Source organism: Sodaliphilus sp., from assembly GCF_045598405.1.
Taxonomy (GTDB): Bacteria; Bacteroidota; Bacteroidia; order Bacteroidales; family Muribaculaceae; genus Sodaliphilus; species Sodaliphilus limicaballi.
In genome coordinates this window covers 13,899-28,659 of the sequence record NZ_JAZLLZ010000166.1, presented here as the reverse complement: position 1 = coordinate 28,659, position 14,761 = coordinate 13,899, and the positions used below count along the sequence as shown (strand labels likewise).

Annotated in this window: 12 protein-coding genes; 6 read left to right on the top strand and 6 right to left on the bottom strand. The window is 51.2% G+C overall.

The genetic code is table 11. From position 1 onward, the window contains the following. Nucleotides 1-398 precede the first annotated feature (398 nt). The 6 genes from ACKI3C_RS11530 to ACKI3C_RS11505 all read left to right on the top strand — a co-directional run bounded on the left by ACKI3C_RS11530 (nt 399) and on the right by ACKI3C_RS11505 (nt 7,865). Nucleotides 399-2,465, top strand: a complete 2,067-nt coding sequence (locus ACKI3C_RS11530; RefSeq protein WP_407405182.1) for a leucine-rich repeat protein — start codon at nt 399-401, stop codon at nt 2,463-2,465. A 57-nt stretch (nt 2,466-2,522) separates the two neighbouring features. Further along, entirely contained in the window at nt 2,523-4,511 is a 1,989-nt protein-coding gene (locus tag ACKI3C_RS11525) for a leucine-rich repeat protein (protein WP_407405180.1), read from the top strand. A gap of 28 nt (nt 4,512-4,539) precedes the next feature. Beyond that, nucleotides 4,540-5,295: a tRNA (guanosine(46)-N7)-methyltransferase TrmB gene (gene trmB, locus ACKI3C_RS11520; protein ID WP_407405178.1), complete on the top strand. Its 756-nt coding sequence runs from the start codon at nt 4,540-4,542 to the stop codon at nt 5,293-5,295. A 43-nt stretch (nt 5,296-5,338) separates the two neighbouring features. Then, nucleotides 5,339-6,442 carry an Mrp/NBP35 family ATP-binding protein gene (locus ACKI3C_RS11515; RefSeq protein WP_407405176.1) on the top strand — a complete coding sequence of 368 codons (1,104 nt, stop codon included), beginning with the start codon at nt 5,339-5,341 and terminating at the stop codon, nt 6,440-6,442. Between the two features lie 39 nt (nt 6,443-6,481). Beyond that, complete coding sequence (locus ACKI3C_RS11510) at nt 6,482-6,928, top strand: GxxExxY protein (RefSeq protein WP_407405174.1); 447 nt, start codon at nt 6,482-6,484, stop codon at nt 6,926-6,928. Nucleotides 6,929-7,061: 133 nt separating this feature from the next. Beyond that, nucleotides 7,062-7,865, top strand: coding sequence for a M48 family metallopeptidase (locus tag ACKI3C_RS11505; RefSeq protein ID WP_407405172.1), 804 nt, complete (start codon nt 7,062-7,064; stop codon nt 7,863-7,865). A 79-nt stretch (nt 7,866-7,944) separates the two neighbouring features. Here ACKI3C_RS11505 and ACKI3C_RS11500 read toward each other — a convergent pair whose 3' ends face one another. The 6 genes from ACKI3C_RS11500 to ACKI3C_RS11475 form a co-directional block, all read right to left on the bottom strand. Next, nucleotides 7,945-9,576, bottom strand: coding sequence for an LTA synthase family protein (locus tag ACKI3C_RS11500; RefSeq protein WP_407405170.1), 1,632 nt, complete (start codon nt 9,574-9,576; stop codon nt 7,945-7,947). Between the two features lie 46 nt (nt 9,577-9,622). Further along, nucleotides 9,623-9,814 carry an exodeoxyribonuclease VII small subunit gene (xseB, locus tag ACKI3C_RS11495; RefSeq protein WP_407405168.1) on the bottom strand — a complete coding sequence of 64 codons (192 nt, stop codon included), beginning with the start codon at nt 9,812-9,814 and terminating at the stop codon, nt 9,623-9,625. Nucleotides 9,815-9,830: 16 nt separating this feature from the next. Continuing rightward, nucleotides 9,831-11,177, bottom strand: a complete 1,347-nt coding sequence (gene xseA / locus ACKI3C_RS11490) for an exodeoxyribonuclease VII large subunit (protein ID WP_407405166.1) — start codon at nt 11,175-11,177, stop codon at nt 9,831-9,833. Between the two features lie 10 nt (nt 11,178-11,187). Beyond that, on the bottom strand, nt 11,188-11,817 hold the full coding sequence (locus ACKI3C_RS11485) for a DUF3256 family protein (RefSeq protein ID WP_407405164.1): 630 nt from the start codon (nt 11,815-11,817) through the stop codon (nt 11,188-11,190). A 74-nt stretch (nt 11,818-11,891) separates the two neighbouring features. Next, entirely contained in the window at nt 11,892-12,338 is a 447-nt protein-coding gene (locus ACKI3C_RS11480; protein WP_407405162.1) for a GxxExxY protein, read from the bottom strand. Between the two features lie 492 nt (nt 12,339-12,830). Then, the gene (locus ACKI3C_RS11475; protein ID WP_407405160.1) at nt 12,831-14,738 is read right to left on the bottom strand and encodes a DEAD/DEAH box helicase; all 1,908 of its coding nucleotides are present in this window, start codon (nt 14,736-14,738) and stop codon (nt 12,831-12,833) included. Nucleotides 14,739-14,761: the final 23 nt, after the last annotated feature.

Genomic DNA, 14,761 nt, shown 5'->3' with positions numbered 1-14,761 from the left:
CGAACCGAGCGAAGCGAGCTCGGCAAAGTGAGCAGCGGTAAGTCGGCGAAGCCGGTGCCGCGGATAGCGAACCTTTGCCAACATTCGAAGTGGCGGTGGGGGAAGAAATGCAACACGCACCGCGTCCAGCAGGACGCTAATTGGAGCAAATAGGTGAGACTCAAATGGTTTCACATGCTAAAGTTGAGTATATTTGTGTCTTCCTGACGCAGTTTAGGATGGCTTTTTCCCGTGCAGGCTCTTGGAGCTTTGCTCCCTGCGCGCCTACACGGTTATCGCAGGTACTGTCCTTTTGGACAGAATACTATTTTTTTTGATGCAATAGCCGTGCATTAGTGAGCAATTAATTTGCATAATCCAATTATTATGAGTACTTTTGTGGTTAAAACAGAAATATTATGCGAACACTATTTATATCACTTCTTGTTGTGCTCATGGGCATGTCGGCTCACGCTACAGTCATCGACAACACTGCCGGTTCTTTAGAGTCTCTCACTACCGACCATTCTATCACTTCTCTCACGGTCACAGGCAGCATGGACGCACGCGACTTTAAGTTCATTGCCGATAGTCTTGTTGGCCTCAACGAGCTGGATTTGAGCCAAGTGCAAATCGTGGGATATGCCAATGCCAACAAACCGCTGGTGGGCACATTCTTCACCTTCCCTGCCGACGAACTTCCCGCAACCGTTCTCATGGGGTCTGAAATAAGTTCAATCGTCTTGCCCCAGGGCCTCAAGTCACTTGGACATGCATCGCTTGCCGGTTGCGCTAACCTCAAGCAAGTGGAACTCCCCGAGTCACTGACTACCATCGGCAGCTACGCATTGAGCGGAAGCGGCATCGAGTCAATCACGGTGCCTCAAAGCGTCACAAGCATTGGCGAGAGCGCATTTGCACGCTGCGCTGCGCTCCAGTCGGCTACAATCAGCGTGAATGTAATCCCCGATTATGCTTTCTTCGGAACCGCTGCCTTGAGCCAACTCACACTTGGCAGCAACGTCACAACCATAGGACGCGGCGCTTTCAACGGATGCACGGCGCTCAACGAAATCACAGTGGGTGAGGATAATGACATCCAGATTATTGATGCCGAAGCTTTTATCGGTGCTAGCGCACAAGGATTTGATCTCAACAAGCTTGCTAATCTCGAGAGCATAGGAGCCTGGGCGTTTGCCGGAGCTGGTCTCCAGGCAGCCAACTTGCCCCAGTCGGTAGGCACAATAGGCCAGGGCGCGTTCTACTACACACCCTCACTCACTACCGCAACCCTGCCACAGGGCATCACCATTGTCCCCGACTATGCATTTGCCGGAGCTGCGCTCAATGGCAAATTTGCGTTGAGCGAGGACGTGGAAGGCGTGGGCAACTACGCGTTCTACAACGACTCGGCAATCTCGGTGTTCACCATTCCTGCTGCCGTGAGCTATCTGGGCAGCTGGGCAATGGCTGGAATGACAAAGCTCGACACCGTCAACGCCGCTCCCGCAGTGGTTCCCGAACTTGGCGACAGCGTGTGGGCAGGAATCATGCAGAGCGCGGTCATGCTTAACACCGCCGACAACGACATCGCCGACCTCTATGCGGCTGTTGACCAGTGGAAGGAATTCCACATCCTGCGCAACTACCTCGTGGGTGACGTGAACATGGACGGCGACATCGATGTCACCGACGTAAACGCCATCGTGTCGCACGTACTCGGAAACGAGGTTGTCCCGTTTGACCTCGAAGCAGCCGACATCAACCACGACGGAGTCATCGACATCACCGACATCAACGCTCTGGTACTTTTCGTTCTTGAGGGACGCCACGAGTATATCCGCAAGGTAAAGGGCCACAAGGCTTCGCAAGGCAACATCACCACCGACGGCATCACTATCGACGACTTCTCTATCGCTAGCGGCGAAACCCGCGAGATTGAAATCAATCTCACTAATGCGCGCAGCTACAGTGCTCTGCAGTTCGACATCGACATGCCCCAAGGCCTTGAAATAGTGCCCGGCAGCATCTCGGGCACAGCTCGCGGCATCAAGCACAGCTTCATGATGAGCAGCCGTCAAGACCGCATCATGGGATACTCTAACTCACTCGCGCCCATCAGCGGCAACGAGGGTGCCATCATCAAAATCCAGGTCAAAGCCACCCAGGACGTGCAGGGTGATATCGGCATCAGCAACATCATCTTCACTACCGCGCAGAGCGAACGCTTCATGGGTACCGATAGCTATGCAATGGTGAGCGGCACCACTGGCGTCAACGACCTGGGCTACAACAGCGACAAGGTGTTTGCCCAGAGCGGCAGCATCATCATCGAGACCGCAACCGGTGCTGCGGCACAGATTGTCGCAACAAACGGATCATCGCAAGAAATCACAGCAGCTGGCGGACGCACACAAGTCGCAGTGCCAGCAGGCATCTACGTGGTTGTGCTCAACGGCAACAGCTACAAAGTGGCTGTTAAGTAAAGCCACTGTTTGATACTTAATTATACACAAAAACCACCACACGGCAATTAGAAAATTATGCGCAAATTATATTTCCTGCTCGCAGCCGCAGCAACAGCACTTTGCAGCAACGCCCAGATTGAATGTCAACCTGGCCGACTCGGTCACCTGGTGACCGACCACAACATCACATCGCTCACACTCACAGGCAGCATGGACGCACGTGACTTCAAGTTCATCTCTACCAGCCTGCGCAACATCGAAACCCTCGACTTGAGCGCTGTAACTATCCAGGCCTATGAAAACTTGAGCGCACCCGTCTTTGGCAACGAGTATTCTTATGCAGCCAGCGTGGTTCCCACAATGGCTCTCGCCGGAATGCCTCAACTCACCACAGTGACGCTGCCTCACAGCGCCACATCGCTAGGGTCGGCGGCACTTGCTGCATGTCCATCGTTGAGCACCGTCACAATGAGTGATGCACTGGTCAACGTGGGCGAATATGCGTTCAGCGCCTGCACTTCGCTCGAGAACGTGACGCTTCCCGCTAGCCTGGCCACAGTGGGGCAGGGGGCCTTCTCTCGTTGCACCCGTCTCGCTACCGTAGGCGTTGCCGCAAGCGATGCTCCGGCACAGGAACTCACCATCGGCGACGAGGCTTTTCTCGACTGCCAGGCTCTCACACAAGTCAACCTGGGCGACAACCTCACAGCCATAGGCAACTCGGCATTTGCAGGAACTGCACTCACCGTGCTCGACCTCACTCAATACAAGAACCTCAAGTCGATAGGCGACTGGGCTTATACGTTGAGCCAAGTCACTAGCGCGACATTCCCCGCGTCGCTCAATCACCTGGGCAAGGGCGCATTCATCTACAACCAGCGACTCAACTCGGCATCTCTGCCCGCAGGACTCGACCACGTCGGTGACTTCACCTTTGCTGGCAATGCGATGCTCGATTCTATCAACCTGGGCCACGTCAAGAGCATAGGCAACTATGCCCTCTACAATACCCCTCGAGTGGAAACCCTCGTCATTCCATCGTCTGTCGCATCAATCGGCGACGAGGCAATGGCAGGAATGACCGGGCTCAAACTTATCACCGCCCTCCCCACCACAGTGCCTGCGCTGGGTCAGAATGTGTGGGCTGGTGTTGACCAATCCACAGTGCGCCTGGTCACAACCAAGGGCTGTGCCAACGACTATGCCCAAGCATTGCAGTGGCAAGACTTCATCGTGTCCTACGAAGCGCTGCTAGGCGATGCCGACGAAGACATGATGATCAGCGTGAGCGATATCAACATCATGACCAACGTCGTTTCTGGTTTTATCACCAATTATCCCGTGCAGACCGATGTCAACCAAGACGGAGAGGTAGATATCAACGACGTGAACGGGGACATCAACTTCATCCTCAATCGCAAGCCTTACACCTACATATATATCGAGCCTAATACTAACGACGCTCTCAACATCAGGTCGTTTGACATCGCTCCAGGCGAGACTCGCGACATAGAGCTCAACCTCGACAACAACGAGCTGTGTTCGGCCCTGCAGTGCGACATCATTCTGCCCCAGGGGCTCACCATCGAGGCTGTGAGCACAACACAACGCACTAGCGGCCACGCCATCGTCAGTGACACTAACGGCGGCGAGACTCGACTCGTGTGCTACTCAATGAACAACCAGCGCATCCCTGGCAACGATGGCGCAGTGATCATGCTCAAGGTGAGGGCTTCTGAAGAATTCACCAGCGAGGGAACCATCACTATCAACAACATCGTGCTGGCCGATGCCAGTCACCCAGCTCTCTTTGCCCGCGAGGCCACAGCCACAGTGAGCAGCACATCGGGTGTTGACGACATCAATGCTCGCATTGACCGTGTTTATGCCACTGGCAACACCCTCGTCATCGAGGCACAGGAAGACTGCACTGCACAACTTGTGGCAATGAACGGTGCATCGACAACCATCAACCTCGCTGCCGGACGCAACGAGTCACAGCCCGGAGCAGGCATCTACGTGGTTGTGATAGGCGGCAAGAGCTTCAAGGTGGCAGTTAAATAACTAAACAACTAGAACAATCTATCCTGAAATGGGAAAAAACAAATTAAAGAAATTTGCCGAAATGGAAACTATGGACTGCGTGTTCCAGTTTCCATTTGCGGTTATTAAGGACAACACTTGTCCCATGCGCGGACACTGGAACGAACTGTATTTTCACAACGACAACCCCATAGTGCTTGAGCTGGGTTGCGGCAAGGGTGAATATGCTGTGGGACTGGGCAAGCGTTTCCCTGGCAAGAACTACATAGGCGTGGACATCAAGGGCGCTCGCATGTGGACCGGTGCCAAGCAGGTGACACTCGACCACATGACCAACGTGGCATTCCTGCGCACCAGCATCGAGTTTATCGACCGCCTCTTCGCACCCGGCGAGGTTTCGGAAATATGGATCACCTTCCCCGACCCGCAGATGAAGAACGAGAACAAACGCCTCACCGGCACCCGTTTCCTCAAGAACTACCGCAACATCCTCAAGGACGGCGGACTGGTGCATCTCAAGACCGACAGCCCGTTCCTTTACACCTATACCGACGCTCTCATCAAGGAAAACAAACTCCCCGTGGAAGTCAACACAAGCAACCTCTATAGCAGCGGCCTTGCCGACGACATCCTGGAGATAAAGACACACTACGAGCGTCAGTGGCTCGAGCGCGGACTCACCATCAAGTACCTCCAGTTCCACCTGCCGCACGACGTGGAACTACGTGAACCCGACATCGAAATCGAGCCCGACACCTACCGCAGCTACCACCGCGACCAGATGGTGTTCAATGACCTAGAGTAAGCTATAAAGGCTATCCCGGCTATAAAAAACTATAAAAAAAACTATGACACTATACCCCAATCTTATACTCGACGCATTGCGCACGGTGCGCTATCCAGGCACTGGTAAAAACATCGTGGAAATGGGCATGATAGCCGATGATATGCGCATCGACGGCAACAAAGTTTCATTCTCAATCGTGTTTGACAAGCCCACCGACCCGTTCATCAAGAGCGTGGTGCGTGCTGCCGAGGCTGCGATCAGCACCCACGTGAGCCCTGATGTGGAAATCAAGGGTAACATCACTGCGGCAACACGCCAGCAGGCTCCCGCTAAGAAGGAACACCCCATCTTACCAGGTGTGAAGAACATCATAGGCGTTTCGTCGGGCAAGGGCGGTGTGGGCAAGAGCACTGTCTCGGTCAATCTCGCGGTGTCGCTGGCACAGCTTGGTTACAAGGTAGGACTGCTTGATGCCGACATCTTCGGCCCCTCTATCCCCAAGATGCTTGGCATCGAGGACGAACAACTCTACATGCGTCCCGACGGCGACCGCAACCTCATCATTCCTGCCGAGAAACATGGCGTGAAGACACTCTCCATAGGCTTCGTTATCGACAAGGACAAACCTGCGCTGTGGCGTGGCGGCATGGCTAGCAACGCGCTCAAGCAGCTCATCACCGAGGGTGACTGGGGCGAACTCGACTACTTTGTCATCGACATGCCTCCTGGCACTAGCGACATTCACCTCACTCTGGTGCAGACCCTTGCCATCACTGGCGCCATTGTGGTCACCACGCCGCAGGAAGTGGCTCTGGCCGATGCTCGCAAGGGAGTGAACATGTTCTTGAGCGAGCACGTGAAGGTGCCTGTACTGGGTATCGTCGAGAATATGTCGTGGTTCACCCCTGCCGCACACCCCGATGAGCAATACTTCATCTTCGGCCGCGACGGTGGCAAGAACCTGGCCGAAGCTCTGGGTGTGGAACTGTTGGGGCAGATTCCACTAGTGGCAAGCATCTGCCGAGGCGGCGACGACGGCACGCCCGTCACACTGCAAAACAGCGTCTCTGGGCAGTCATTCATTGCCCTGGCACGCAAAGTAGCACAAGCAATAGACACCCGCAACACCACACTCCCCCCCACAACAAAAGTAGAAACCCATTAAACTGAAAGAAATTATTCAAAATTAAAAGAAATTAAATTGATGATAACAACCATCACAAGAAAAGAATACATGCAAATGTATGGTATCATTGGTGCAGCTCTGGAAGTCCACAATAATCTCAAGCGAGGACTCGAAGAAGCCATTTACCAAGAGGCCCTAGAGATGGAACTATCTGATAGAGAAATATCTTTTGAAACTCAAAAAGTTTTAAATACATATTATAAAGACAGAAAATTAAAGAAAATATATCAAGCAGACCTATATAGTAATGGTGTAATGATTGAGCTGAAATCTGTATCACAATTAAATTCAGAACATAGAGCACAATTAATCAATTACATGCGCATTACTAAAACTAACAGAGGATTACTTATAAATTTCGGAGAAAAAAGTCTTAGGGTTGAAAGATATATTTATCAACAAGATAAAGACGACTTTATCCTGTTGAGTAAAAAGAACTTAAAACTATACGTTTCCGATAATTAAAATTTCTTTTAATTTCGAATAATTTCTTTCAGTATAGAAAACATTAGCAAAAATAACTTGAAATTATCTGTTTCCGATAATTAAAATTTCTTTTAATTTCGAATAATTTCTTTCAGTAAAAAACAACACTATAATGAAAAAGATTTTAGCATTACTTTCAGTGGCGGCATTGCTGCTCACTAGTTGCGGTTCAGTGCCCATTACTGGACGCAAGCAACTCAACCTCGTGAGCGACAGCGAGGTTCTGCAGTCAAGTTTACAAAGCTACACAAGCTTCATGAGCACTGCCAAGGTCTCTACACAGAAGACCCAGAGCGCTCAAGTAACCCGCGTGGGCAAGAATATCGCCGCAGCAACCGAAGCCTATCTCAAGGCAGTGGGCATGGAAAGCGAGATCAAGAACTACGCATGGGAGTTCAACCTGGTCAAGAGCGACGAAGTGAACGCGTGGTGCATGCCTGGTGGCAAAATCGTGGTGTATGAGGGCATCATGAAACTCGTGAGCAGCGACGACGAACTCGCAGTGGTTCTTGGACACGAGGTTGCCCACGCCGTGGCAAAGCACGCCAACGAGCGCATGAGCCAGCAGATGCTTGCACAGACCGGTGCCAACGTGCTGGGTGTAATCACTCAAGGCAAGAGCACTTCTACTCAAGCTGTTGCGCAGCAAGTCTATGGACTCGGCGCCCAGTATGGCGTGATGCAACCCTTCTCTCGCAAGCACGAGAGCGAGGCCGACTACATGGGACTCGTGCTCATGTCTATCGCTGGCTACAACCCCGACGTGGCTATCACATTCTGGCAGAAGATGAGCGCTGCTTCTAGCGCCAAAGTGCCCGAATTCTTGAGCTCACACCCCAGCGATGCAACACGCATCAAGCAGATTCAGGAAAAACTCCCCGAAGTAAAGAAAAACTACTGCACTGGCAAAAAATAGTCACTGGTAACAAGACACAGGAATCTATTACAATAACCTCCCGCTACTTCATTAAGAAGCGGGAGGTCTTATTTTGCCATTACTTCTTGAACCAATCGGTTTCAAGGATGATGTCGGAGATGCGGTGCTTTTCGGCAGGAGAAAGGCGCGTTGACTTGGGATTGAACAAATCCCTGCCCACCCCTTGCCAGTCTTGCTTCACATGCAGCAAGTGCAGCAATGTGGGATAGACATCGGTCTGGTAAATGGTTGCTGTGTCGTGCTGCTGCACCGGCAACTGGAATCCGCCTGTGATGATGAGCGGTATCGAGTTGTGCGTCTTGTCAACCCAGTCGTCATCGTGATGATCCGAAGCCAGGATAACTAGGCTGTTGTCCCACTGGCCGTTGTGGCGAAGTGCTTCGATCATGCGTCCCAAGTGGAAGTCAAAGTAATTGGCCCGTTCAAAATACAAAATCTCCTTTTCGGGAAAACTCTTGTCATTAAAGTCGCGCATCCGTTCGGGAAAATGCTGCGAGATGGGCGTGTGGGTTGAAATATTGAGTATGGTAACAAACAATCGCTCATTCTTGTAGTGGTTAAGCACCTGAATGGTACTATCTACCAGATGTTTGTCATCGTCATGTCCATGCTTAATGGTGCTATAAAGCGAATCTATGCCATAGGCCACGCACATTTCCTCCTGGTGCCACACATGCTTGCCTGTGGGGATTACCATCGCGGTGCTGTAACCCAGTTCCTTGCAGATGCTGCCCATGCCGCGGTGCGAGTTGTGGGTGAACGTGTTGACGGTGTTTTTGGTGCTGTGCTGCAAGATGCCGCTCATGTAGATGAGCTGCCCGTCGCTGCTCCAGCCTATTCCCACCTCTGATGCCATATTCAGGTTGCAGTATTGTGCCTCGCGGGCCAGCCGGGCCAGGTTGGGCATCACGCTGTCGCCATCGCACACAGCAGTCACTGCGTCCGACATGATGCTCTCCATCAGCACAAAGACGATATTGCGGGGCAACGCCGTGGAGTCATTGGCAGGCATAGCCTCTGTGGCACGCCGCCTAGACAGCTCCTGCATCGATTTTATGTCGGCTTCGGTGCGATCGCGGTGCATGTTAAGCGTGTAGAGGTTGCTATAAAAGAAATGGAAAAAACCATACCGATAGCCCACCACATAGGAGTTAGAACCGAAGTTCCCGCCCCAGAAGTTAAACGCCTTGACCAGCGGGACGTGCTTGGCACGAGAGTTGGTCACATAAATCCCGGCAAACGACAGCGCAATGGGGACGAAAAGGTAATACCACCGCAACTGCTTCCAGCGATCCTTGGTGCTGAAAAACACCCAGTAGCAAGCACCCAGAAACAATATCGACACAACGATGTCTCTAATGTGAGTCAGAGACACGATGCTCTCGCCCAGCATGTCGAAGTTGCGCACTTCGCCTATCATGGTTATATCCACATAGGTGTCGAAGTGACGCAGGTAAATCACATTCACCATGCACCATGCCCAGAAAATGCCCGCAGCCACCATTCGTGCGCCTGCACGCTTGAACGCACATGCCACAAGCGTTACTATCGAGGCATCAAAAATAATGCCGCACACATTACACAGGTAATATATCAGCTTGTTGATATCCCCATCTCCCATGACGACGTAATCGTAATGGGTGTAGAGCAGCAGCGAGCTGAAGAGGATTAACGTCAGTAGTCGTTTCATGCTGTTTCATTAACGGCAGAGTCCCTGCGCATATCCCACATCGAAATTACTGCAATGAGTCGAGTATCGCCTTGAGTTCCTCATCGGTCTTGGTGAGGCGGTTGCGGCAGTAGTCAAGGAGTTCCTTGGCACGCTTGGTGTAGGTGCTCAAGTTGTCGATGCTGCACTCGGGGTCTTGCATTTTCTTCACGATTTCGTCAAGCTCGGCCACGGCCTTGCTATAGTTCATATCTTCCATATCTTTATTTTTGTCGTTATTGTTTATCTAGTTTTATTGCTCCCACCTGGGTTGTTGCCTTGCCATCCTTGAAGAATGTGGTGATCACGTCGCCAGGATTGAGTTGAGATGCCTCGGTCACGAATTTGCCCCCACGCATGGTGAGCGAGTAGCCCCGGTTGAGGATGTTGCGTGGCGAGAGCAGCGTCACCTTGTCGTCGAGCGACTGCAGGCGCAGCTGCGCCGTAGCCAGCGACTGCGTGACAGCCGACTTGATGATCTCCACGCTATGGTCAAGACGGGTGTTCTGTGCCTTGATGATTGAGGTGGCTGCCATGGGTATCGTTTCGAGATAATTATCGAGGCGGGTGTGCGCTGTGGACACAATGCGCTGTGCTGTGGCAGGAATCAGCGACGTGTAATAGGAAATGTGCTCGCGCTCACGTCCCAGAATGTCACGCGCATTGTTAATGACGAGGTTGCGCAGCTCGTCCAGGCGAGCCAGGGCATTGATGCCTTGCCCTATGAGGAACTCGGCGGCTGCCGTTGGGGTTTTGACACGCATTGCTGCCACATAGTCGAGCACCGTGGTGTCGCGTTCATGCCCTATGCCCACGATCACAGGTATTGGAAACAGCGCCACCGCCCGGGCCAGATCGTAGTTGTCAAAGGAGTTGAGCTCGCTAGTGGCACCGCCGCCGCGTATTATCACCAGGCAGTCAAAATACTCGTGCAGCGATGCGACCTTTTTAAGGGCTTCGAGCACACTGGGCACAGTATTGTTGCCTTGAAGGACGGCAGTGAACAGGTGGGTGTAGAACTTGAGCCCGTAGGCATTGTTATCAAGCTGGTTCATGAAGTCGCCATATCCCGCAGCCGTCGCGCTAGAGATCACCGCAACCCGCTGCGGCACAGTTGCCCAGGGCAGGCGCTTATTGTTGTCGATGATGCCTTCCTTGGTCAGCTTTTCGATGATTTCCTTGCGCAGGCGAGCCATGTCGCCCAGGGTGAACTCCGGGTTGATGTCGCCTATCACTGCCTTTATGCCATACTGGCCGTGGAAATTGACGGTCATGCACACCATCACCTTCATGCCGCTGGCAAAATCCTGGCCTGTCACAGCCTTGAACCTGGCAGCGAGACCAGCATAGGTGCTCGCCCAGATCACGGCCCCCAGGCGAGCCACAGTCTGTTCCTTGTCGTCCTTCTCAATGAGTTCGAGATAGCAGTGGCCGCGCGACACACGCACATCGCTGGTCTCGGCAGTCACCCACTGGCGGTGCAGGCCGGGATCGGCGTTCACAGCATCAGCGATGCGGTTGTTAAGGGCGCTCAGCGTGATGGCTTGAGGCGTGTTGCTAAATAATGATTGGTCGGTAGGCATAAATTGCTGTTTATTTAGTTAGTTTCCACTGCACGCCGTTGAGGTCGTAGGTGAGCGAAGGCACGAGGATTTTATCTAGCGGAGCATATTCCTCCTTGGTAAGGAACTTCTGCAATCCGTGCCGTGCCACCAGCTTGGTGTGGTCTTTGCCTTCAAAGGTGAGGTCAATCAGTGCAAATGGGATTTCTCCAAGCAGTTGCTCGCTATGTTTCTTGTCAACGCCTTTACGCACAAAATCCCCGAGTTCGGGCATCTTGAAATGCTTGTTGACCAGTGGATACCACTTTGAGTCAAAGAAAGACACCTTGCTGTCCTTGATGGGCACCTCAAATGTCTCAATCACCGCGATGAGCGTGTCTTTCTTTGTGGGCACCATGAGCATCTGCACAGTCTTGCTGCTGCTCATGCGCACGTGCAGGTAGTTGTCCTCCACTGTGATGAGCTGCGTGCCCTCGCCCATGTTATTCTTGGCCTGCACTATCTGGTCGTTGTCATAGTAGTCAAGCAGGTCCAGCCTTGTGGTGAGCGGCAGCAGCATGAATATATTGTTAGGCTCACTGGCAAAGAAGTCACGCACCGTGCGCGCCTCAACACCCACAGCCATGAACATTGTCACAACAATTAGTATTAATTTTTTCATCATCTCCTGAATCTAAATTCTATCAACACAAAATTAGTATAAACTGAAAGAAATTAAAATAATTAAAATAATTTTTATTCTTTCCTTACATAATAATTAAGATTTTTCTCACTTAACAGTACAAAATCATCAGAATCCTGTTGATACAAGTAGCGTTCAACCCTTAAGCTCTTTTCTCCAAAATTTATTAATAAGCCTTTAATAGATTTCGTTATACGCATGTAATTCATCAATTGGGCTCTGTGTTCTGAAATAATTTCTGAAACTGCTTTTAATTCAACAACAATATCATCACAAACAAGATCAGCAACATACATTTTTTTTAACTGATGACCTTTATAAAAAGTATGTAATGGTTTTTGTCGTTCAAAATCCTTACCGTGCTCCATTAATTCAAGTTCAAAGGCTTCTTGATAGATTCCTTCTTCCAAACCACGACCCAAAGTAGCATGGACCTCTTGAGCAAGTCCAACCAAACTATATATATTCATATATTCATTTTTAGATATCGTAGTTCTCATAATTTGAATTATTTAAGTTTCGGATATTAATTTCAGTATCACTATTTTGCTTCAATTAGCGTCCTGCTGGACTCGGTGATTCTTGCATTAGCAACAATTACATTGACATGCGAAACTTAAATTAATTATTTTAATTATTTTAATTTCTTTCAGTTGTAATACGTTTTACCGTTTTTCTTGAACTTGGCGAAGAAACTAAATTAATTATTTTAATTATTTTAATTTCTTTCAGTTATAATACGTTTTACCGTTTTTCTTGAACTTGGCGAAGAAACTAAATTAATTATTTTAATTATTTTAATTTCTTTCAGTTATAATACGTTTTGCCGTTTTTTCTTGAACTTGGCGAAGAAACTAAATTAATTATTTTAATTATTTTAATTTCTTTCAGTTATAATACGTTTTGCCGTTTTTTCTTGAACTGGCGAAGAAACTTAAATTAATTATTTTAATTATTTTAATTATTTTAATTTCTTTCAGTTATAATACGTTTTACCGTTTTTTCTTGAACTTGGCGAAGTGGTCTTCTTTTTTGGGTCCTTTCTTGCCGCGTTTTTTCTCTTCCTGTGCCTTGCGGAACTTGCGGTTGGCGGCATTGCTGCGCTTGCCCTTGGCTTGCTTGAAGTCTTCTTCCTGCCGTGCTATGGCAGCCTCGATGCGTGCCATGCGCTCCTCGCGGCGACGCTCGCTGCGGTTCTTCTTTATCTCGGCCTTCTCGCTGCGGGCTGCGGCCACATAGTCCTTGCCCTCCACAGCAGGCTCCAGATACAGCCGCTTGCCATAGAACTCGGCATTCTTGAGAGCGCTCACCACACGGTGTCCCTCGCCTTTCATCACGTCAAAGAGCGAATAGTTGCTCAGCAGGTCGATGCGTCCCAGCCCTATCTTCTGCCCCTTGGTGTTGGCATTGAGCATGCGTATCAGGTCGGGCGCGAAGAAACCGTCGGCCTTACCCACGTTGATGTATATGCGCTCATATCCCTCTTGCGCCACGCGCGAGTCTTTCTCGCTCATAGAGCGGTTCTTGGGGTCGCCGTGGGGATTTTTCTCTTTTTTCTTGCGCTCGCCCTTGTCGGGTATATTCTCGATGACGGGTGCGTTGCTGTAATAGTCAAAGAGTCGGTTAAACTCAAGCGACAGGATGCGCTTCAGGAGGTCCTCGCTGCTGAGCCACGACAGTTTCTTGAGCACCTCGGGCATGTAGGCAGCGATGCCTTCCTCGTTCACATCCACGCGCTCCAGCTTGTCGATGAGCGAGTGCAGCTGCTTGCCTATGATTTCCTCGGCTTGAGGCACCTCGCGGCGCTCAAAGGTCTTGCCTATGTGCTTCTCGATGTCGCGCAGCTTGTTGCGCTCGCGGGAATGGATGATTGCGATCGACGTGCCAGTCTTGCCTGCACGGCCTGTGCGGCCGCTGCGGTGGTTATACACGTCGTTATCGTCGGGAAGGCTGTAACTGATGATGTGGGTTAGGTCGTCCACGTCGAGGCCGCGCGCAGCCACATCGGTTGCCACCAGAATCTGCAGGTTGCGCTCGCGGAACTTCTTCATCACCGCGTCGCGTTGAGCCTGCGACAGGTCGCCATGCAGAGCGTCGGCATTGTAACCGTCTTGGATGAGGTTGTCGGCTACCTCCTTGGCCATGGCACGGGTGCGGCAGAACACGATGCCGTAGATGCGCGGGCGTGAGTCCACGATGCGTTTCAGGGCAAGGTATTTGTCGCTCGCCTTGACCATGTAGTAGCAGTGCTGCACATTGGCCGAGCCCTCGTTGCGGGTGCCCACCACATACTCTGTGGGATTGTGCATGTAGTTCTTGGCGATGCCGGCAATCTCGGCAGGCATAGTGGCCGAGAACAGCAACATCTTGCGCTGGTCGGGCACATGCTCCAGTATCTCGTTGATGTCATCCACGAAACCCATGTTGAGCATTTCATCGGCCTCGTCGAGGATAACAGTGTTTACCTCGGTCAGGTCCACCTTGCGGCGCTTGATGAGGTCGAGCAGGCGACCCGGGGTAGCCACAATCACCTGCACTCCGCGCGACAGGGCCTTGATCTGGTTCTCGATGCTTGCTCCGCCATACACGGCAAGGATATTCAGCCCGTCGATATACTTCGAGTAGTCGGCGAGGTCGCTTGCTGTCTGCAGGCAGAGCTCGCGGGTAGGATCAAGAATGAGAGCCTGTGTGGCACGCGACGAGACTTCGGTGCGCTGCAGCGTGGGCAGACCGAAGGCTGCGGTCTTGCCGGTGCCAGTCTGTGCCAGCGCCACCACGTCGCTGTCCTCATTGAGCAAGTGCGGGATAACCTTTTCCTGCACTGGCATGGGTGCAACATAGCCCATATCGGCAATCGCCTTGAGCAAATCTTCTCTCACTCCTAATTCTTCAAATGTCATATAATTGTCTTTTCTGTTTTTTT